Annotated in this window: 17 protein-coding genes; 12 read left to right on the top strand and 5 right to left on the bottom strand. The window is 64.3% G+C overall.

Annotated elements, in window-relative coordinates:
- The first annotated feature begins 14 nt into the window (after positions 1–14).
- The 4 genes from AC1D10_RS02420 to AC1D10_RS02405 all read left to right on the top strand — a co-directional run bounded on the left by AC1D10_RS02420 (position 15) and on the right by AC1D10_RS02405 (position 4,804).
- On the top strand, positions 15–1,310 hold the full coding sequence (locus tag AC1D10_RS02420) for a M24 family metallopeptidase (RefSeq protein ID WP_477268739.1): 1,296 nt from the start codon (positions 15–17) through the stop codon (positions 1,308–1,310).
- Positions 1,307–1,987 (top strand): isochorismatase family protein, encoded by a 681-nt coding sequence (locus AC1D10_RS02415; RefSeq protein ID WP_477268738.1) that lies wholly within the window; start codon positions 1,307–1,309, stop codon positions 1,985–1,987. Before AC1D10_RS02420 ends, AC1D10_RS02415 begins: the two co-directional genes overlap by 4 nt.
- Positions 1,984–2,946 (top strand): alpha/beta hydrolase, encoded by a 963-nt coding sequence (locus AC1D10_RS02410; RefSeq protein WP_477268737.1) that lies wholly within the window; start codon positions 1,984–1,986, stop codon positions 2,944–2,946. The genes AC1D10_RS02415 and AC1D10_RS02410 overlap by 4 nt, the downstream gene beginning before the upstream one ends.
- A gap of 220 nt (positions 2,947–3,166) precedes the next feature.
- A complete protein-coding gene (locus tag AC1D10_RS02405; protein WP_477268736.1) occupies positions 3,167–4,804 on the top strand; it encodes an ABC transporter substrate-binding protein in 1,638 nt (545 codons plus the stop codon).
- Between the two features lie 411 nt (positions 4,805–5,215).
- Here AC1D10_RS02405 and AC1D10_RS02400 read toward each other — a convergent pair whose 3' ends face one another.
- Complete coding sequence (locus tag AC1D10_RS02400; protein ID WP_477268735.1) at positions 5,216–5,731, bottom strand: hypothetical protein; 516 nt, start codon at positions 5,729–5,731, stop codon at positions 5,216–5,218.
- Positions 5,732–6,364: 633 nt separating this feature from the next.
- Positions 6,365–8,170, bottom strand: coding sequence for a translation elongation factor 4 (gene lepA / locus AC1D10_RS02395; protein ID WP_477268734.1), 1,806 nt, complete (start codon positions 8,168–8,170; stop codon positions 6,365–6,367).
- Positions 8,171–8,353: 183 nt separating this feature from the next.
- Between lepA and AC1D10_RS02390 the strand changes: the two genes are divergently transcribed.
- From AC1D10_RS02390 to msrA, 5 genes are all read left to right on the top strand, one after another.
- Positions 8,354–9,427, top strand: coding sequence for a TadE/TadG family type IV pilus assembly protein (locus AC1D10_RS02390; protein ID WP_477268733.1), 1,074 nt, complete (start codon positions 8,354–8,356; stop codon positions 9,425–9,427).
- Positions 9,428–9,567: 140 nt separating this feature from the next.
- Complete coding sequence (locus AC1D10_RS02385; RefSeq protein WP_477269814.1) at positions 9,568–9,822, top strand: DUF559 domain-containing protein; 255 nt, start codon at positions 9,568–9,570, stop codon at positions 9,820–9,822.
- Positions 9,823–9,903: 81 nt separating this feature from the next.
- The gene (locus AC1D10_RS02380; protein WP_477268732.1) at positions 9,904–10,602 is read left to right on the top strand and encodes a DUF1223 domain-containing protein; all 699 of its coding nucleotides are present in this window, start codon (positions 9,904–9,906) and stop codon (positions 10,600–10,602) included.
- 132 nt (positions 10,603–10,734) lie between these two features.
- Positions 10,735–11,121, top strand: a complete 387-nt coding sequence (locus AC1D10_RS02375; RefSeq protein ID WP_477268731.1) for a hypothetical protein — start codon at positions 10,735–10,737, stop codon at positions 11,119–11,121.
- Positions 11,122–11,258: 137 nt separating this feature from the next.
- Positions 11,259–11,993, top strand: a complete 735-nt coding sequence (msrA, locus tag AC1D10_RS02370; protein WP_477268730.1) for a peptide-methionine (S)-S-oxide reductase MsrA — start codon at positions 11,259–11,261, stop codon at positions 11,991–11,993.
- Positions 11,994–12,091: 98 nt separating this feature from the next.
- Here msrA and AC1D10_RS02365 read toward each other — a convergent pair whose 3' ends face one another.
- Together AC1D10_RS02365 and AC1D10_RS02360 are read right to left on the bottom strand one after the other, a co-directional pair.
- On the bottom strand, positions 12,092–13,096 hold the full coding sequence (locus AC1D10_RS02365; protein ID WP_477268729.1) for a cytochrome d ubiquinol oxidase subunit II: 1,005 nt from the start codon (positions 13,094–13,096) through the stop codon (positions 12,092–12,094).
- Positions 13,097–13,106: 10 nt separating this feature from the next.
- Entirely contained in the window at positions 13,107–14,468 is a 1,362-nt protein-coding gene (locus tag AC1D10_RS02360) for a cytochrome ubiquinol oxidase subunit I (RefSeq protein WP_477268728.1), read from the bottom strand.
- A 363-nt stretch (positions 14,469–14,831) separates the two neighbouring features.
- Between AC1D10_RS02360 and AC1D10_RS02355 the strand changes: the two genes are divergently transcribed.
- Together AC1D10_RS02355 and AC1D10_RS02350 are read left to right on the top strand one after the other, a co-directional pair.
- Positions 14,832–15,758 (top strand): ABC transporter ATP-binding protein, encoded by a 927-nt coding sequence (locus AC1D10_RS02355; RefSeq protein WP_477268727.1) that lies wholly within the window; start codon positions 14,832–14,834, stop codon positions 15,756–15,758.
- Positions 15,755–16,516: an ABC transporter permease gene (locus AC1D10_RS02350; RefSeq protein WP_477268726.1), complete on the top strand. Its 762-nt coding sequence runs from the start codon at positions 15,755–15,757 to the stop codon at positions 16,514–16,516. The genes AC1D10_RS02355 and AC1D10_RS02350 overlap by 4 nt, the downstream gene beginning before the upstream one ends.
- A gap of 19 nt (positions 16,517–16,535) precedes the next feature.
- On the opposite strand, the gene AC1D10_RS02345 is transcribed toward AC1D10_RS02350, so the two are convergent.
- Positions 16,536–17,573, bottom strand: coding sequence for a phosphatidylglycerol lysyltransferase domain-containing protein (locus tag AC1D10_RS02345; protein ID WP_477268725.1), 1,038 nt, complete (start codon positions 17,571–17,573; stop codon positions 16,536–16,538).
- A 347-nt stretch (positions 17,574–17,920) separates the two neighbouring features.
- Between AC1D10_RS02345 and AC1D10_RS02340 the strand changes: the two genes are divergently transcribed.
- Complete coding sequence (locus AC1D10_RS02340) at positions 17,921–19,111, top strand: flavin-containing monooxygenase (protein WP_477268724.1); 1,191 nt, start codon at positions 17,921–17,923, stop codon at positions 19,109–19,111.
- Positions 19,112–19,198: the final 87 nt, after the last annotated feature.

Here is a 19,198-nt window from a genome sequence, read left to right as displayed (position 1 = left end):
GGCCAGGCACCCCCATGAGCATCGTCGTATTCGACCCCGACAGCACCGAGGACGTCGACTTCAAGGATCGCATGCGCCACCCGGCGGCGGCCGATCCGGCCGGCGGCATGTGGCTGTCCGACACCGAGCCGTCCTTCATCGATGCCGACGCCCTGCGTAAAGGCCGGCTGGCAAAACTGCGCGGCTGGATGCGCGCGGCCGGCTATGGCGGCGTGGTCCTGTTCGACCCCTACAACCAGCGCTACGCCACCGGCTCGCGCAACATGTTCGGCTATTTCCTGCGCAACTCGACCCGCTATTTCTTCATTCCGACCGAAGGGCCGATCGTGCTGTTCGAATACCCGCAGAGCTACCATGTCTCGATGGTGCTCGACACGATCGACGAGGCGCGGCCCTCCAAGCTGGTCTGGTCATCGGTCTCCGGCCGCGACGACGAGACCGCCGGCCCGTTCGCCGACGAGATCGCCGAGCTTCTCAAGCAGCATGGCGGCGGCTCGATGAAGCTCGGCCTCGACCGTTGCAGCCATCTGCAGGCGCTGGCCCTGGAAAAGCGCGGCTGCGAGGTCCGCGATTGCCAGGGCGAAATCCTCGCCGTGCGCGCGGTGAAGACGCCGGAGGAAGTCAAATGCCTGCAGGTGTCGATGGCCGGCGCCGAGGCCGCGGTCTATGCGGTGCGCGAGGCGATCAAGCCCGGCGTCTCCGAAAACGACCTGTTCGCCATCATGTATGGCGAGGTCATCCGCCAGGGCGGCGAGTTCATCGAGACGCGGCTCTTGACCTCCGGCCAGCGCACCAACCCGTGGTTCAACGAGGCCAGCGGCCGCAAGATCCGGCCCGGCGAATTGTTGGCGCTCGATACCGACACCATCGGCTGCTACGGCTATTATTCCGATTTCTCCCGCACCTTCCGCTGCGGGCCGGGCAAGCCGACGCCCTACCAAAAATCGCTCTACCGCATGGCGCACGACCAGGTTCAGCACAACATCGGGGTCGTCAAACCCGGCATGGCCTTTCGCGAGATCGCCGAAAAGGCCTGGAAAATCCCCGACCGCTTCGTCGACCAGCGCTACACCTCGGTCATGCACGGCGTCGGCATGCATGGCGAAACGCCCTTCATTGCCCACGCCATGGATTACGAGACCTATGGCCGCGACGGCCATATCGTGCCAGGCATGGTGGTCAGCGTCGAAAGCTATATCGGCGAGAAGGGCGGCCGCGAGGGCGTCAAGCTGGAGGACGAGATCCTGATCACCGGCACCGGCACCGAACTCCTGTCGCGCTTTCCTTATGAGGACGCGTTCCTCGCGTGAAGGCTCCCATCGCCATCAAGCGCGGCGCAGTGGCCGCGGTGTTCATCGACCTGCAGGAAGAGCACCGGCAGGACCAGCGCTATCTGGTCGAGGGCTTTGCCGGCATCCTCGCCAACGTCCAGCGCCTGCAGGCGGCGGCGCGGCAGAACCATGTGCCGCTCTACCACTGGGCTTACATCGTCGATCTCGACAAGCAGGACCGGCCGTTTCATCCGCTGGGTGCCGACGGCAAGTCGGCCTTTTCCGACAAGAGCGATCCGCTGACCGAAATCTGCCATGAGGTCGCGCCCGTCAATGGCGAGGCCCTGCTGATCAAGGCCGAGGCCAGCGCCTTCCGGTCGGGTCCGGCGGCCCGCGACCTCAAGTCGGGCGGCTTCGAATGGCTGGTCGTTGCCGGCGTGTGGACCGAGGCCTGCATCGACGCCACCGTCAAGGATGCCGTGGCCAAAGGCTTTCGCGTGCTCTTGGTCAAGGATGCCTGCGGCAGCGGCAGTGCGGCCATGCACCAGACCGGCATCCTCAACCTCGCCAACCGGCTCTATGGCGGCGCCGTCACCGACACCGACGGCGCCTGCCGGCTGCTGGCGGGTGAGACCGTCACCGTCTGGCAGGTCGAAGGCTCGGTGCCGCTGCGCTTCACTTTTGAAAACGCGGCGGAGCTCTACGCCGATCTATGACTCCCGCACCAAGCACGCGCGGAAAATACGCGGCCCGGCTCGACCCGGCCCTGTGGGCCTATATCGACGCGGTCAATGCCTGGTATCCGCCCGAGATCATCGGCCTGCCGATCGACAAGCAGCGCGCGGTCTACGACAGGATGTGCCGGGCCTTCCACCGGGGCCGCCCACCCGGGGTCAAGACCAGCGACGGCCTGATTGCCGCCGCCGGCCGCGACATCCCGGTCCGCCGCTACCAGCTTGCCGGCAAGGCCGCGCGGGCGATGGTGCTCTACTACCACGGCGGCGGTTTCATCCTCGGCGGGCTCGACAGCCATGACGACATCTGCGCCGAAATCTGCGCCGGCACCGGCTTCGACGTGCTGTCGGTCGACTACCGGCTGGCGCCGGAGCATGTCCACCCGGCCGCCTTCGACGATGCCGTCACCGCCTTCGAATGGGCGGCGGCGAGCACTGGCCTGCCGCTCGTGCTGTGCGGCGAAAGCGCCGGCGGCAATCTCGCGGCAGGGGTGGCGCAGGCGACGCGCCGTCACGCCCGCGCCGCGATCGGCCAGGTGCTGATCTACCCCGAGCTTGGCGGCGACGAGAGCGCCGGCTCCTACATCGAGCACGCCGACGCGCCGCTGCTGTCGCTGCACGACATCGCCTTCTACCGCGACGTCCGCTCGGCCAAGCGCCAATCATCGGGCGATCCGACCTTCTCGCCGCTGCGCGACACCGACTTTTCCGGCCTGCCGCCGACGGTGATCGTCACCGCCGAATGCGATCCGCTGTCGTCGGACGGCGAGACCTATCGCGATCGCCTTGTGGCTAGCGGTGGCAAGGCACGGTGGCACGAGGAGCCGAGACTGGTGCACAGCTTCCTGCGCGCCCGCGCGACCGTGCCGGCGGCGGCGGAAGCGTTTGGGCGGATCATTGCGGCGGTTGCGGCGCTGGGCCGAGGTGAATGGCCGTATTGAGCGGCTGAGGAGAGGCGCCAGCGCCGCGGCGCCAATCTCCCCAACGAGGGGGGAGATCGGCTGAAACCCTGCGGAGCACCGCACAATCACTGCGGAAAACCGAACACTCCCCGGCGTCACCCCGCTCTATCATTCGCCTGCTCAGGCAACGGCGTCCTGGCGGTCCGCCCACACCGCGTTGGATGTGTCCGCCGGGGCGCCCAACGACAGGGGAACGACGATGAAATTCATGCTGACTGACTGCAAATTGCACCCGCAGGCCAAACCCGTCGCCGACGATTTCAGGACCGGCGGCATCAGCCGCCGCGAATATCTCGCTTTGATGGCCGGCCTTGGCGTCAGCGCCGCCGGCGCCCTGGCGCTTGGCGGCCTCGCCCCTACCCCTGCCCGCGCCGCCGAGCCCAAGCGCGGCGGCACCTTGCGCGTCGCCATGAACGTCAAGGGTTTCAAGGATCCGCGCACCTTCGACGGCGTCGAGATGTCCAACGTCGCCCGCCACTGCAACGAATATCTGGTGCGCTGGAACACCGACTTCTCCTTCGAGCCCTGGCTGCTCGAAAGCTGGGAGGCGAGCGACGACGCCAAGACCCTGACGCTGCATGTGCGCAAGGGCATCACCTGGTCGAACGGCGATGCCTTCAACGCCGACGATGTCATCCACAACCTCACCCGCTGGTGCGACGCCTCGGCAGCAGGCAATTCGGTCGCCGCGCGCATGGGCGCGCTGGTCAATGCCGACACCAAGAAGCTGGTCGATGGCGGCATCGCCAGGGTCGACGACTTCACCATAAAACTCAACCTGCCGAAGCCCGACATCTCGCTGATCGCCGGCATGGCCGACTATCCGGCGCTGATCATGCACCGCTCCTATGAGGGCGACGGCGACCCCAAGAAGGCCCTTTCCATCACCACCGGCCCCTGCGAGCTGGTCAGCTGGGATGCCGAGACCGGCGCCGAGGTGAAACGCAAAGACAAATGGTGGAAGGGCGAGTTCTGGCTCGACGGCATCAAATGGGTCGACTACGGCTCCGACCCCAATGCCATGCTGTCGGCGTTCGAATCCGGCGAGATCGACACCGACCACGAAACCGCCTCCGACGCCGTCTCGCAGACCGAGCAGATGGGGCTCAAGAATTCCGAGATCGCCACCGGCTCCACCATCGTCGCCCGCTTCAATGTCGGCAACGCGCCCTATGACGACGCCAAGGTGCGCCGCGCCGCCCAGCTCGCCGTCGACAATTCCGCCGTGCTGGCGCTCGGGCTCGGCGGCCGCGGCAAGCCCGCCGACAACCACCATGTCGGCCCCATGCACCCCGAATATGCCGATATCGGCCCGGCCAAGCGTGACGTGGAGGGGTCGAAGAAACTGCTCGCCGAGGCCGGCAAGGCCGACCACGAATTCGACCTCATCTCCGTCGACGTCGAATGGCAAAAGAGCACCGGCGACGCCATCGCCGCGCAGATGCGCGAGGCCGGCTTGAAGATCAAGCGCACCGTGCTGCCGGCCGCCACCTTCTGGAACGACTGGAGCAAATACCCCTTCTCCTGCACCGAGTGGCTCGGCCGCCCGCTCGGCGTCCAGGTGCTGGCGCTGGCTTACAAATCCGGCGCCGCCTGGAACGAAAGCGCCTACGCCAATCCCGAGTTCGACACCCTGCTCGACAAGGCGCTGGCGACCCCGGACGCCAAGGCCCGCAAGGAGATCATGGGAAAGATCGAGCAGAATCTGCGCGACAGCGGCATCATCATCCAACCCTACTGGCGCTCGGTCTACCGCACCTACCGCAAGGGTGTTGAAGGTTGCGAGCAGCACCAGGCGCTGGAACAGCATTTTGAGAAGGTGTGGATTGAGTCCTGATCTGTACTTGGGTCCTCATCGCTGGTGAAGGCGGAGCGCGATCTTGCCTTCTCCCACAAGGGGAGAAGGTCAGCAGCGTCACCGCTCGCCCTGCAGCAGCGTCCAGATCCACCCAACAACGTGAGCACCAGGAACGGATAACCTGCGGTGGGCAACAGCGCCTTCTGTGCCGGTAGGTTCACACGTCGATAGGAATTTATTCTTGACAGGGTGAGGGCAGCTATGCTACATATTCGCCATAGTGCTGATTTGCGCCAATGACCCGCTGCCGAGGCGGGTTTTTACGGTTTCGTCAAAGAACGCGTCGGCGAAGGCTTCGAAGAGACCCGTTAACCGGATTCGCTGCCCCGCGATCTTCCCTTCTCCCACAGGGGACAAGGCAAGGGGCGCAGGCCTGCCGCCGCCCCCTGATCACCGCCCGGGCCTCATCAAGGTCCAGATCCAGCCGATGAAGGTCAGCACCAGGAACGGATAGCCGGCGGCGGGCAGCGGCGACGAGGTCGGCAGCAAGGGTGCGCCCCAGAGGATCATGCCCACTGAGGCGACAAACAGCGCGGCGGCCACGACACCGGTGAGCCGCATCCACAAGGCGAAAGTTTTCGGCGCGCTGACCATGACAAGTGCTGCCGCCCACAGCAATATGCCGCCGACATAGGAGGGAACGCTGGCCTGCAGGCCCGCCGCATTGCCGGCAAGCAACAGGCTCTCGCCGGCAAGGAAGGTGAGGAATCCGGCCGCGACGCAGTCATTGCCCAGCCGCTGATATCTCATCGTCAGCAGCGCGGTCGCGACCACGAGTGCCACGCCATCGATCGTCCACAGCGTTTCGCGCAGCGCGTCGCTGCCAACGAAAGTGCCGGCAAGGCCTAGTGCGCCGCCGATCGCCAGGCCGATCGCGGCGACGGTGTCCAGAGTATTGGAACGCATGTGAAATCTCCCCCAAGCCGTGCGGAGGATACTTCAGGGCGGGGCGTTCTCAAAGAGTGGCCCGCAGGGCAGCACGAAACGAAAAGCGGACGGTTATCGGGAGGTCGCCACCTGCTTCGGGTGATTGCCACCCATCCGCACCGTCCGGGGAAATGGCCGGCGCGATGCCGGTGAGACAATTGCCTGAGCCTCGCGCCGGCCACTGGCGAACTGATTAAGGTCCGCCGCGCGGTTTTTCTAGCCCGCCATTGTGGCACGAGCAACCAACTCAGGGTTGGAGTGGGTTCGTACAACCCTTCCATGCCATCATTTCTTATTCGGGACAGAAGGGCGCGTTCGACTTAACGAGCCATTCCATTTTGAAGCCATCATTTTTCGAGCCGGCGACAGAATCGGTCCAGCAGAGTTGCTGACCCGCTTATCTCAAGGCCTTGCGCCGTTTTCTTGGTGGTGGCGCCCGCTGAGATTGCCGCGTTTCTTGTTGCGTTCGATCCCATCAGCGACATCCGTTGGACAGGGTTGCAGCACTGCCGCAACCCCCGGGGTGGGACCCGCTGCCTTCGGCAGCTCCCACCCGGACTTGCGCTCGCATCGACCCGCCGGGTCGATGCGTCCGGCCAAGGGCCGGACCGCTTAGTCCCCCATCTTCAGCGCCTGAATAAACGCCTCCTGCGGGATATCCACCTTGCCGAACTGCCGCATCCGCTTCTTGCCCTCTTTCTGCTTGTCCAGCAGCTTGCGCTTGCGCGAGACGTCGCCGCCGTAGCACTTGGCGGTGACGTCCTTGCGCAGCGCAGAGATGGTTTCGCGGGCGATGACCTTGCCGCCGATCGCGGCCTGGATCGGGATCTTGAACAGGTGGTTCGGGATCAGCTCCTTCAGCTTCTCGCACATCTGCCGGCCGCGCTTTTCCGCCGCCGTGCGGTGCACCAGCATCGACAGCGCGTCGACCGGCTCCTCATTGACCAGGATCGACATCTTCACCAGGTCGCCTTCCTTGTAGTCCGTGAGGTGATAGTCGAACGAGGCGTAGCCTTTCGAAATCGACTTCAGCCGGTCGTAGAAATCGAACACGACTTCGTTGAGCGGCAAATCGTAGATCAGCATGGCGCGCTTGCCGACATAGGACAGGTCGGCCTGGATGCCGCGCCGGTCCTGGCAGAGTTTCAGGATGCCGCCGAGATAGTCGTCGGGGGTCAGGATGGTGGCGCGGATCCACGGCTCCTCGATCGCCGAAATCTTGACCACGTCGGGCATGTCGGCCGGGTTGTGCAGTTCCTTCATCGAGCCGTCGGTGAGCAGCAGCCGGTAGACGACTGATGGCGCGGTGGCGATCAGGTCGAGGTTGAACTCGCGCTCCAGCCGCTCCTGGATGATTTCGAGATGCAAGAGGCCAAGGAAACCGCAGCGATAGCCGAAGCCGAGTGCTGCGCTGGTTTCCATTTCATAAGAGAAGGACGCGTCGTTGAGGCGCAGTTTCCCGACCGCTGCGCGCAGATCCTCGAAATCGGCGGCGTCGACCGGGAACAGGCCGCAGAACACCACCGGCTGCGCCGGCTTGAAGCCGGGCAGCGCCTTGGCCGTCTGGCGCTTGTCCTCGGTGATGGTGTCGCCGACGCGGGTGTCGGCCACTTCCTTGATCGAGCCGGTGAAGAAGCCGAATTCGCCGGGGCCGAGCTCGTCGACATTGATGCGGGCCGGCGTGAACACGCCGGTGCGCTCGACCAGGTGCTTGGCACCGGTGCCCATCATGCGGATGGTCTGGCCCTTCTTCAGCACGCCGTCGATGATGCGCACCAAAACGATGACGCCGAGATAGGCGTCGTACCAGGAGTCGACCAGCATCGCCTTCAACGGGGCCGTGGCGTCGCCCTCGCGCGGCGGCGGCAATTGGTGGACGATCGCCTCCAGCACATCGGGAATGCCAAGCCCGGTCTTGGCCGAGATCAGCACGGCGTTGGAAGCGTCGATGCCGATCACCTCCTCGACCTGCTCGCGGATGCGTTCGGGCTCGGCGGCCGGCAGGTCGACCTTGTTCAGCACCACGACGATCTCGTGGTTGTTGTCGATCGCCTGGTAGACATTGGCCAGCGTCTGCGCCTCGACGCCCTGGCTGGCGTCGACGACCAGCAGCGAGCCCTCGCAGGCGGCGAGCGAACGCGACACTTCATAGGCGAAGTCGACATGGCCGGGGGTGTCGATCAGGTTGAGGATATAGTCCTCGCCATTGTTGGCGCGGTATTTCAGCCGCACCGTCTGCGCCTTGATGGTGATGCCGCGCTCGCGCTCGATGTCCATCGAGTCCAGCACCTGTTCCTTCATGTCGCGCAGCTCCAGCCCGCCGGTCAGCTGGATCAGCCGGTCGGCAAGCGTGGATTTGCCATGGTCGATATGGGCGACGATGGAGAAATTTCGGATGTGGTCGAGGGGCGTGCTCATGTCGCGCGCTTTAGCAGGGGCAGCTTGCCCGGGCAAGCGGCGCAGCCCGCCGCCAGCACGGGCACTTGTCGGCTTTTCCCTGGGATTTGTCAGAAAGTCGATAAATTTTAACCAAGTCCGTTAGAGCATAATTTGTGAGTGGCATGTTAGCGACAGGAGATATTCGGTTGTAAGGATTACGGCATGCGGGGGTTAGCAGGCAGGTTTATCAGGTCGAGGAGCGGCTCGTTCGCGCCGATACTCGTCCTCAGCATGATGCCGATACTTGCCGCCATCGGCTTTTCGGTCGACTACACCTCGGCGGTACAGACCCGGTCGAACATGCAGGCAGCGCTTGATGCCGCGATCCTGTCGATCACCACGATGGCGACGAATTCGACGCTGGCGCAGCGCCAGGTGGCGCTGCAGACTTCCTACGACGCCAACGGTGGACAGGGCACCACGACGCTGAAGAACTTCGTGGTTGACGCCGGCGGCACCGCCACCGCGCAGGCCACGGCAAGCTTCTCCATGCCGACCGTCTTCATGCAGATCGCCAGGATCACCGCTGTGCCGGTCGCCGTCGGGTCGGCGGTGAGCAAGACGCCGGCGCTGGTGCAGAGCACCTTCAAGGTCGAGAAGGTGTCGGGCTGGTGGAACAAGACGATGACGCTGTACGGCACGCAATTCGGTGCGACCGTGGCCAAGCCGCTGATGACGATCACCTACACCTATAATGGCGCTGGCGATCCGAAAGGCTACGGCACGACCACCGTATCCACGATCACCAACAATGGCGGCGCCGACATCAGCACGGTCGTCCAGTCGCAGGTTTGCTCGACCAGCACTGTGAACAACTTCAACAATGTGCCCACCGGCGGGATCACCCAGACCAGCGGCAACAAGAAATACCTGACCACCTGCGCCAACACCATGTACCCGGCCAACAGCGCCGGCGCGGCGATCGACGTCAGCCAGATGGGCGGCCTCTACCTGCAGATGAACGTGCCGTCGGGCAACCCGCAAAACCTCAAGTCGAACGATCCGGCCACTTCCAACCGGCTCTATATCGACGGCACCGAGGTGGCGACCGGCCAGATCGTCGACATCTTCACCGCAGTGCCCTGCGGCCAGCCCAGCAGCCAGGCCTGGGAAGACGGCGGCTCCACGGTGCCGACGAGTGCCGCGGTCGGCACGACCCAGGCCGACTTCTTCTACAACGTCACCGGCAAGTGCGACTTCAACAAGCGGCCCTCCGATACGCTGCTGACGCAGTAGGGCCGACAGCGCCGATCTCCCCTCTTGTGGGGTCAAAGGGCGGGCGAGACCCGTGACTCGCCCAGGGCGGCGGATCGGCGCGCAGCGCAGAGACGGATGGGGGTGCCGGACGGAACGCAACGGCCGGTTAATCTGCCACTATCCCGCATCAACCTGTCCCTCCGGCCAAACGCAGCTTTGCCCGTTCGCTCCGACGCGAAATGACGGAGGCGCAAGACAGGCTGTGGCATGAGCTGCGTGACCGCAGGCTCGAGCGGATAAAATTTCGTCGCCAGGTTCCAGCTTGGCACCGACGGCACTCCGTCCAACACCCCTCATCCGTCTCGGCGCTACGCGCCGATCCACCTTCTCCCACAAGTGGGAGAAGGGAAACGAACCCGATCACAAACCGGTGAGCGCTGTAACGAAATCCGCGGCAGCGGCGAAGTGGGGATATCAGCGGCGCATCCGGGCGTCGCCACCCACGGAGCAAGCCGATGTCGGGATCCAGAAAGTTCGTCGCAGTGTCCAGCCTGGGAGCGCTTGCGCTGGCAGTGTCGCTTGGCGCGGCCGCTGCCCAGCCGCTCACCGTGGTCGAGCTGTTCACCAGCCAGGGCTGCTCGTCCTGCCCGCCGGCCAATGCCAATCTGATCAAGGTCAAGGACCATCCCGGCGTGCTGGCACTCTCGTTCAACGTCACCTATTGGGATTATCTCGGCTGGAAGGACACGTTCGGCCGCCAGGAATTCACTCAGCGCCAGGTCACCTACGAGCCGGCGCTTGGCCATGACGGCCCGTTCACCCCGCAGGTGGTGGTCAACGGCCATGCCGATGTCGTCGGCGCCGCATCCGGCGAAATCCAGAACCTGATCTCGAGCGCCGGCCATATCAGCGGCCCGTCGCTGTCGCTTGATGGCGGCAAGGTCAGCATCGGCGCCGGTTCGGCGCCGGGCGGCCGGGCCGATGTCTGGCTGGTTAGCTATGCCAAGGGTGTGATCGAGGTGCCGGTGGCGCGTGGCGAAAACACCGGCCGCACCTTGCCGCACGCCAATGTCGTGCATGCGCTGAAGAAGCTCGGCAGCTGGACCGGCACCGCGACGGCGCTGGATGTGCCGGCGGCCTCGGACGGACTGAGCACCGCCGTGCTCGTGCAGTCGCCGGGCGGCGGACCGATCCTCGCCGCCGCCACCAACTGAAGTTCCCCTGCGCATGATCCCGGAAAGGATCATGCGCAGACAACGGCCCGCGCTACGCCGCAAGAGCGGCGCCGCAACAGCCCGGCCACCGAAAGGTGGGCCATCAATGACCAACCCCCAAAGGAGACCATCATGACCACTTTCTCCCGCCTGACGCTGCCGGCGCTCGCTCTCGCTCTGTGCTCGACGGCACTGTTTGCCGGCGGCATCGCTCGTGCCGACGACGCGGCCAACGCCATGAAGCCCGCCGTCAATGCGATGAAGCCGGCGACCGATGCGATGAAACCGGCCGGCGCGATGGCGCCCGACGCGATGAGCACGAACGCGATGAAGCCCGCCGCCGACGCCATGAAGCCAGCGGCCGATGCGATGAAGCCTGCCGGCGCGATGGCGCCCGACGCGATGAGCACGAACGCCATGAAGCCCGCCGCCAAGGCCATGAAGCCAGCGGCCGATGCGATGAAGCCTGCCGTCGACGCCATGAAACCGGCAGCGGATGCCATGGCTCCGGCCAATTAGCGCGGTTTCCGGATTCGGTCCCGACCAGGGCTGAATCCGGACGCACGTGAAAGTGAGGCCTCGCCCACGACTCACCCGTCGCATGATCCACTCTTATCCAATAGACTCCACAGGATGGACGTCACAGGAGCTCAGCCATGACCGACATGCAAAAACCAGCTGCCAGATCGTCGAATGTCTTCAGGAGCGCGCTCGCAGCCCTCGCCCTTGCCGCCGCGGGCGCCGCCTTCTGGCTGACGCCGGCCGTTTCCGCGGAGGACGCGGTGGTGATCCCGCCGCCGTCGATCGATGAAAAGGCGGCCAGCGGCAGTGAAAAGGCAATCTTTGCCGGCGGTTGTTTCTGGGGCGTGCAAGGCGTGTTCCAGCACGTCAAGGGCGTCAGCAAGGCCGTCTCCGGCTACACCGGCGGCAGCAAGGATGAAGCCGTCTACGAGACGGTCGGCTCAGGCCGCACCGGCCACGCCGAATCCGTCGAGATCACCTACGACCCTTCAAAGGTCACCTATGGCCAGCTGCTGCAGGTCTATTTCTCGGTCGCCCACAACCCGACCCAGTTGAATTTCCAGGGTCCCGACTCGGGCACGCAGTACCGCTCGACGATCTTTGCCGAAAACGATGCACAGAAGAAGATCGCGCAGAGCTACATTGCCCAGCTCGACCAGGCCAAGGTCTTCTCCAAGCCGATCGTCACCACGCTGGAAACCGGCAAGACCTTCTATCCGGCCGAGGACTATCACCAGGACTTCCTGACGCTGAACCCGACCTATCCCTACATCGTCTACAACGACCTGCCCAAGGTGGCGAACCTGAAGCAGCTGTTCCCGGCGCTCTACAGCGAGAAGCCGGTGCTGGTGCTGTCGGCCAGCAACTGAGCCGGCTTATCGAAGAGATATCGGCGGGACAGCGCGTCCCTCTGCCCTGCCGGGCAGAGGGGGTACCTCGCTGCGAAGGTCAGTGCTTTCAACCACTCTCAGTCGTAGGTCAGGTCAGTCGCCTTGCCGCCGAACACCCGGTAGGCATAGAACGAATAGAAGATGATGACCGGCAGCACGACCACGGTGCCGGCCAGGATGATGGCGAGGCTTTCCGGCGCCGAAGCCGCCTGCCAGATGGTCAGACGATCGGGCACCACGAACGGATAGAACGACCAGGCGAGCCCGGCAAAGCCGAGCGCGAAGATGGCGGCCAGCGTCAGAAACGGCGTCAGCGAATGGCGGTCGTCGGGCCTGGGCAGATGGAAGGTCTGCCGCCACAGCCACAGGAACAGCAGCGCCGACAGGATCGGCAGCGGCGACAGATAGAGCATCGACGGCCAGACGAACCATTTGTCGAAGATGCGCGGGCTGGCGAAGGGCGTCGCCAGCGACACCGCGGCCATGCCGAGCGCGGTCACCACCAGTGCGGTGCGCAGCCAGCGCACCGCCTTCTTCTGCAACTCGCCTTCGGTCTTGTAGATCACCCAGGCGGCGCCCATCGCCGCGTAAGCCGCGGCAAGGCAGAACGCCACCAGCACGCCGAACGCCATGCCGCCCAGGCCGACGTCGAGGCCGAGCACATAGACGCCCAGCATATAGCCCTGTGCCAGCGAGGCGATGACGGAACCCAGGAAGAAAATACGGTTCCAGCGATGCTTCTTGCCGCTCGGCACCTTGGCACGAAAATCGAACGCGACGCCGCGCAGGATCAGCCCGATCAAAAGCACGAACACCGGAATGTAGAGCGCGGACAGGATGACGCCGTGCGCCAGCGGGAAGGCGACTAGCAGCAGGCCGACGGCCAGCACCAGCCAGGTCTCGTTGGCGTCCCAGAACGGACCGATCGCGGCGATCATCGTGTCCTGCTCGGCGTCCTCGGCGGCAGCGAACAGAATGCCGATGCCGAGATCGAAACCGTCGAGAATGACGTAGATCAGGATGGCGAGGCCCATCAGGCCGGCAAAGATCAGCGGCAGCAGGGTTGGCCAGTCGAAGGTCATTTTCTTCTCCTCACTCGCCCGCCGCCGGCTGCGACAGAGCTGCGTTCATCACGCCCGGCAGCGGCGATGAATCACCGTCCTTCGCCGCCTTCAGCGCCAGATGCACCAGCACGCCGAGATAGGCGATCAACAAGAGCACATAGAGAATGAGGTAGATCGCAAGCGTCAGCGCGACATGGCTGCCGGCCACCGGGCCGACGGCGTCGGCGGTCTTCAGCACGCCGGTCACCAGCCAGGGCTGGCGGCCGATTTCGGTGGTGTACCAGCCGGCCAGCGTCGCCAGCCAGCCCGATAGCGCCATCGGCACCATCAGCATGGCGAGCGGCTTCGGCAGGCTGTGCCGGCGCTTGAGGAAGAAGGCGGCCGACCAAGACACGGCGAGCATCAGCAGTCCGGTGCCGACCATGATGCGGAAGCTCCAGAAGATTGGAAAGACCGGCGGATGGTTGCCGGGATAGTCGTTCAGCCCCGGCACCACGCCGCTGATGCTGTGCCGCAGCACCAGGCTGGCGCCGTCGGGAATGGCGATTTCGAACCTGTTCTCCTTGGCCGCCTCGTCGGGCAGGGCAAAGAGAACCAGCGGTACGTTGGGGCCGGTGTTCCAGTTGGCCTCCATGGCGGCGATCTTCTGCGGCTGGTGCTCCAGCGTGTTCAGTCCGTGCTGGTCGCCGGCCAGGATCTGGATCGGGATCAGGATCGCGGCGGTGAAGACGCCGGTGCGCAGTGCCTTCCACATCGATTCCGAGCGGTCGCCATTGAGATAGCGCAGTGCCGACAGGCCGGCGACCAGGAACGATACCGTCAGGCCGGAGGCGAGCAGCATGTGGACCAGCCGGTAGGGCATCGACGGGTTGAAGACGATCGCCCACCAGTCGACGGCGTGCGCCACGCCGTCGCGCATCTCGAAGCCGGCCGGCGTCTGCATCCAGGAATTGAGCGCGATGATCCAGAACGCCGAGAGGGTCGTGCCGCCGGCCACCAGCACTGTCGCCATCGTGTGGATACGGTTGGAGACGCGGCGGAAGCCGAACAGCATGATGCCGAGGAAGGCGGCTTCCAGGAAGAAGGCGGTGAGGATTTCGTAGGCCAGCAGCGGCCCGGCAATGTTGCCGACCTTTTCCATGTAGCCCGGCCAATTGGTGCCGAACTGGAAGCTCATGGTCACGCCCGACACCACGCCCATGGCGAATGACAGCGCGAACACCTTCACCCAGGTGAAATAGGCGCGCATCCAGGCGGAATCATTTGTCGCGTTGTAACGGAGCTTGAAGAACAGCAGCACCCAGCCAAGCGCAATGGTGATCGTCGGAAACAGGATGTGGAACGAAATGTTCGCGCCGAATTGCATGCGCGACAGGATGAGCGGGTCCATGCTGGGCTCCGGCTGCTTCTAATAAGGCAAGAATAGGCCTGTCGCGTTGGTCGGTCAAAGCGGCGTCCCGCCGCGAGGCGGAACGCCGCAGCGCTCGGCCAAGATGACGCATGCGCCGCAGAGCCCAGCCTATGCGCCAGTGGCCGGCGCCTCGCCAAGTGCATCCGCCGCACCGTGTTCACGCCGGACGGACAGCATGCCAGATCTCGGCCGTCTTCTGGTCATGAACGGACTGTAACCGCCGCCGCACTGGCCGTCCTGCAACGATTGTCGAGAACTGTCAGCAGCGGCACCGACTTGCGGTTGCACGCACCGACATACAGCCTATATCAGGGGACCTCTTTCAGGCAGCCGTTTTCAAACATGCCCTCCATCCTGTCCATTTCCGGGGTCTCCAAGACCTACGCAACCGGCTTCACTGCGCTCAAGGAAGTCAACCTCGATATCGAGCGCGGCGAGATCTTCGCGCTGCTCGGCCCCAATGGCGCCGGCAAGACGACGCTGATCTCGATCGTCTGCGGCATCGTCAACCGCTCGTCGGGCACCGTCACCGTCGACGGCCACGACATCAACAAGGATTACCGCGCCGCGCGCAGCCTGATCGGACTGGTGCCGCAGGAACTGACCATCGACGCTTTCGAGAGCGTCTGGGCGACGGTCAATTTCAGCCGCGGCCTGTTCGGCAAGCCGGCCAACCCGGCTTTCGTCGAGAAGGTGCTGCGCGACCTTTCGCTGTGGGACAAGAAGGACGCCAAGGCGATTACGCTCTCGGGCGGCATGAAGCGCCGGCTGATGATCGCCAAGGCGCTGTCGCACGAACCGCGCATCCTGTTCCTCGACGAGCCGACCGCCGGCGTCGACGTCGAATTGCGCCAGGACATGTGGGCGATGGTGCGTCGGCTGCGCGAGGACGGCGTCACCATCATCCTCACCACCCACTATATCGAGGAAGCCGAAGCGATGGCCGACCGCGTCGGCGTCATCAATCGCGGCGAGATCATCCTGGTCGAGAACAAGGCCGAACTGATGCACAAGCTCGGCCGCAAGCGGCTGGTGCTGGAACTGCGCAGCCCGCTGACGGCCATCCCGGAGGCTTTTTCGCGCTACGCGCTGGAGCTGTCGCCGGATGGCGGGCAGCTGACCTACACCTATGACAACCAGGCCGAGCGGCCGGGCGTCGCCTCGCTGATCCGCGACCTCGAGGCATCAGGCATCCAGTTCCGCGACATCGACACGCAAAACAGCTCGCTCGAGGAGATCTTCGTCAATCTGGTGAGGAGAGAGCCATGAACCTGCGCGCAGTCTGGGCCATCTACCGGATGGAAATGGCGCGTGCCTTCCGCACCGTGCTGCAGAGCATCGTCTCGCCGGTCATCTCGACATCGCTCTATTTCGTCGTCTTCGGCTCGGCCATCGGCTCGCGCATCACCGAGATCGACGGCATCAGCTACGGCGCCTTCATCGTACCGGGGCTGATCATGCTGTCGCTGCTGACGCAGTCGATCTCCAACGCCTCCTTCGCCATCTACTTTCCGAAATTCGTCGGCTCGATCTACGAGCTTCTGTCGGCGCCGGTCTCCTATCTCGAGATCGTCATTGCCTATGTCGGCGGCGCGGCAACCAAGTCGATCATTCTCGGCCTGATCATCCTCGCCACCGCATCGCTGTTCGTGCCGCTCACCATCCTGCATCCGTTCTGGATGGTCGCCTTCCTGGTGCTGACGGCGGTGACCTTCAGCCTGTTCGGCTTCATCATCGGCATCTGGGCGAAGAGTTTCGAGCAGCTGCAGCTGGTGCCGCTCTTGATCATCACGCCGCTGACCTTCCTCGGCGGCAGCTTCTATTCGATCAACATGTTGCCCGGAATCTGGCGCACGGTGACGCTGTTCAACCCGGTCGTCTATTTGATCAGCGGCTTCCGCTGGAGCTTTTATGGCAAGTCCGATGTCTCGGTCGGCATCAGCCTCGGCATGACCATCGTCTTCCTGGCTGTCTGCATCGCGATCGTCGCCTGGATCTTCAGGACCGGCTACCGGCTGCGCAACTGAGGGGGGTCCCGCTCAGACCTCAAATGGCCTTGACCAGCCGCAGCAGCCCCAGCATCTCGACATAAGTCCCCTCGCGGAAGGCGATGTAGACCGGCTCTTCGACACCGTGGAAGCGGCGCTTGAACGCCGCCTGGCCCTGCAGGTTGAACCTGCGGCGGTTGACCCATGGCGACGAGTAGGCGCGCTGGAAGGTGTTGCGCCAGAAATCGCTTTCGGCAAATCCGCTTGGCCCGATGTCGACGAGCGGCGACAGGCCAAGCGTGACCACCGAGATGCCTTGCTCGCGGAAACGGTCGACGGCGAATTTGGTCAGGCCGATCTCGGCATGCGGCGAGGCGTCGATGTGCTTGCGCTTGAAAGCCGTGGTGTAGCCAATGACCTTGCCGTCGGCAAACAGCGGGTCGAAGTCGAGCAGGGCGATCAGCTCGCCATCGGGGCCATGCAGGACGAAACGGCGCATGTCGATGCCGAGATGGTCGGCGAACGGGCGGTTGAGAAAGCCCATCTCCCAGCGCTTGACGATGCGGTCGCCGCGCCAGTTCTCAGAGAGCCGGGCAATTTCATCCAAAAAGACCGTCCGTCTGTCCTCGGCGAATGAAAAGCCCTTCTTCAACAGCCAGCGCTCGGAATAACGTACGGTCTCGTTGCGCTTGCCGGAAAAATCATGGTCGGGCAGGTTGAGGCGGGTGTCGATGCCGAGACGATTGACCTTGTAGCCGAGCCCTGCCAGCACCCGCGCCGTCGGTTCGCCGATCTGCACGAACCACGGGCTGCCGGCGCTTTCGACGAAGCGTCTGATGTAATCGGGGCGCAGGATTGGATCCGCCACCGGATCGCCGAGCGCGAAATGATGCTTCATCTTGGTGCCGAAGGCGATGTAGCCGTCGGCATCGCCGAAATAGGAAAGCTTGTTTTGGACCGCGGTCGAATAGGCAAGCGAGAAGTCGCCATGGCGGCGCACGAGCCCCAGGCGCTCGACATGGGTCAGCTCCCGCCGCGCCACCTTGGGTGCGGCGCCCTCAAGGATTTTGTCGAAATAGATCCGCAAGGAGGGCATGGTCGAGATTCCGGTGCCGCCTACAGCGCCGCGCGTCGAGGACGCGCAAAGGTGCTGTAACACTTTGATTCTGCGTATGACCTCGGAAATCTAACGCGATTTCGGGCATGCGCGTGGGGGATAACAGAGACCCGCCAGCCCCCCGAGGCCTCGAATCAATCACATTGCCGCGACCTGATTACCGCTGGTATCGCGCATATGCCATATAGTGCGCAACCGCGGCCCCGGCGTGTGGCTCGAAAATCGGCAGCGGTTTGTTATATGGATCCCTCCCTGCGGGGGATCAAACGGTTACAGCGTCCTGCGACGCTTTGGCCGCGACGGTCGAACAGGGAACTCGAGAGTGAATGGCTGATACGACAATCAGATGGGCGGCTGACCAGCCGGTGACAATCGAGCCGGCAATCGTCGTCGGCGCCGGTGCTGCCGGATTGGCCGTCGCGCATGCCCTGATGAACGCCGGCGTGCCGACGGCGATCCTGGAAAAGGAAAGCCGGCTGGCCGAGCCGTGGCACCGGCGGCACCGGCAGTTGCACCTCAACACACATCGGGATCTTTCTTCGCTGCCAGGTCTTGCCTATCCCCCGGGAACCCCTGCCTTTCCGCACAGGACGGTCGTCATCAGCCATATGAATGATTTCAGGGAGGAGAACCGGCTGCCGGTGCAGTTTGGCGTTGCCGTCGAAGAGATCACCTTCAAGGGCGATCACTGGGCGGTGCTGACCAGCGCCGGACTGCGCCTGGCCCGCCATGTCGTCATCGCCACCGGGCGCGACAGGCAGCCCTTCATTCCCGAATGGAAGGGGATGAAGGGTTTCGCCGGCCGCATCATCCACGCGGCGGATTTCGGCGACGCGCAGGACTATGCCGGCAAGAAGGTGCTGGTCGTCGGCGCCGGCAATTCGGGCTTCGACGCCCTCAATCATCTGGCCGGCATAGACACGGCCGCCATCTGGCTGTCGGCCCGCAACGGTCCCGCCATCCTGCCCAAGCGAATCGGCAAGATCGCCGTGCACCGGCTTTCGCCGTTTATGGCGCACTTGCCCTTGCGAGCCGCCGATGCGTTGATGGCAGCAACGCAGCGCCTGGTTTTCGGCGACCTGACCAAGTTCGGCATGCCGCCCGCTCCGTCGGGCGGCGCCAGCCGACTGACTTCGGACTACACCGCGATCGCTGCCGATGATGGCGCCGTCAGCGCCATCAAGGCCGGCAAGATCACCGTGGTGCCGGTCATACGGGATTTCACCCGCGACGGCGTGATCCTGGCCAATGGCAACCTGATCCACCCCGACATCGTCATTGCCGCGACAGGCTACCGCACCGGGCTGGAGCCCATGGTCGGCAAGCTCGGCGTGCTCGACGGCAAGGGCGTTCCGCTCTTCAACGGTGGGCAAGCCGATCCGAACTTGCCCGGCCTGTGGTTCACCGGCATGCGGCCAAGCATTCGCGGCTGCTTCGCCAATGCCGGCATCATGGCCAAGGCGATCGCCAAGCGGATTGCCGGCTCAGCCGGTGTGTCCCGCCAATCCGGCGCTTGACGCTGATTTCGGCGTGAGCGCGGCGAGATACCCGTCTTCACGCCTATGCCAGCAACGCCGCAGCCATAGGTTTGTACGAGACCATCG

The sequence above is a fragment of the Mesorhizobium sp. P2_A8 genome, assembly GCF_056404935.1.
Note: the sequence above shows the minus strand (reverse complement) of the source record. Positions and strands in the feature narration are given on the sequence as shown.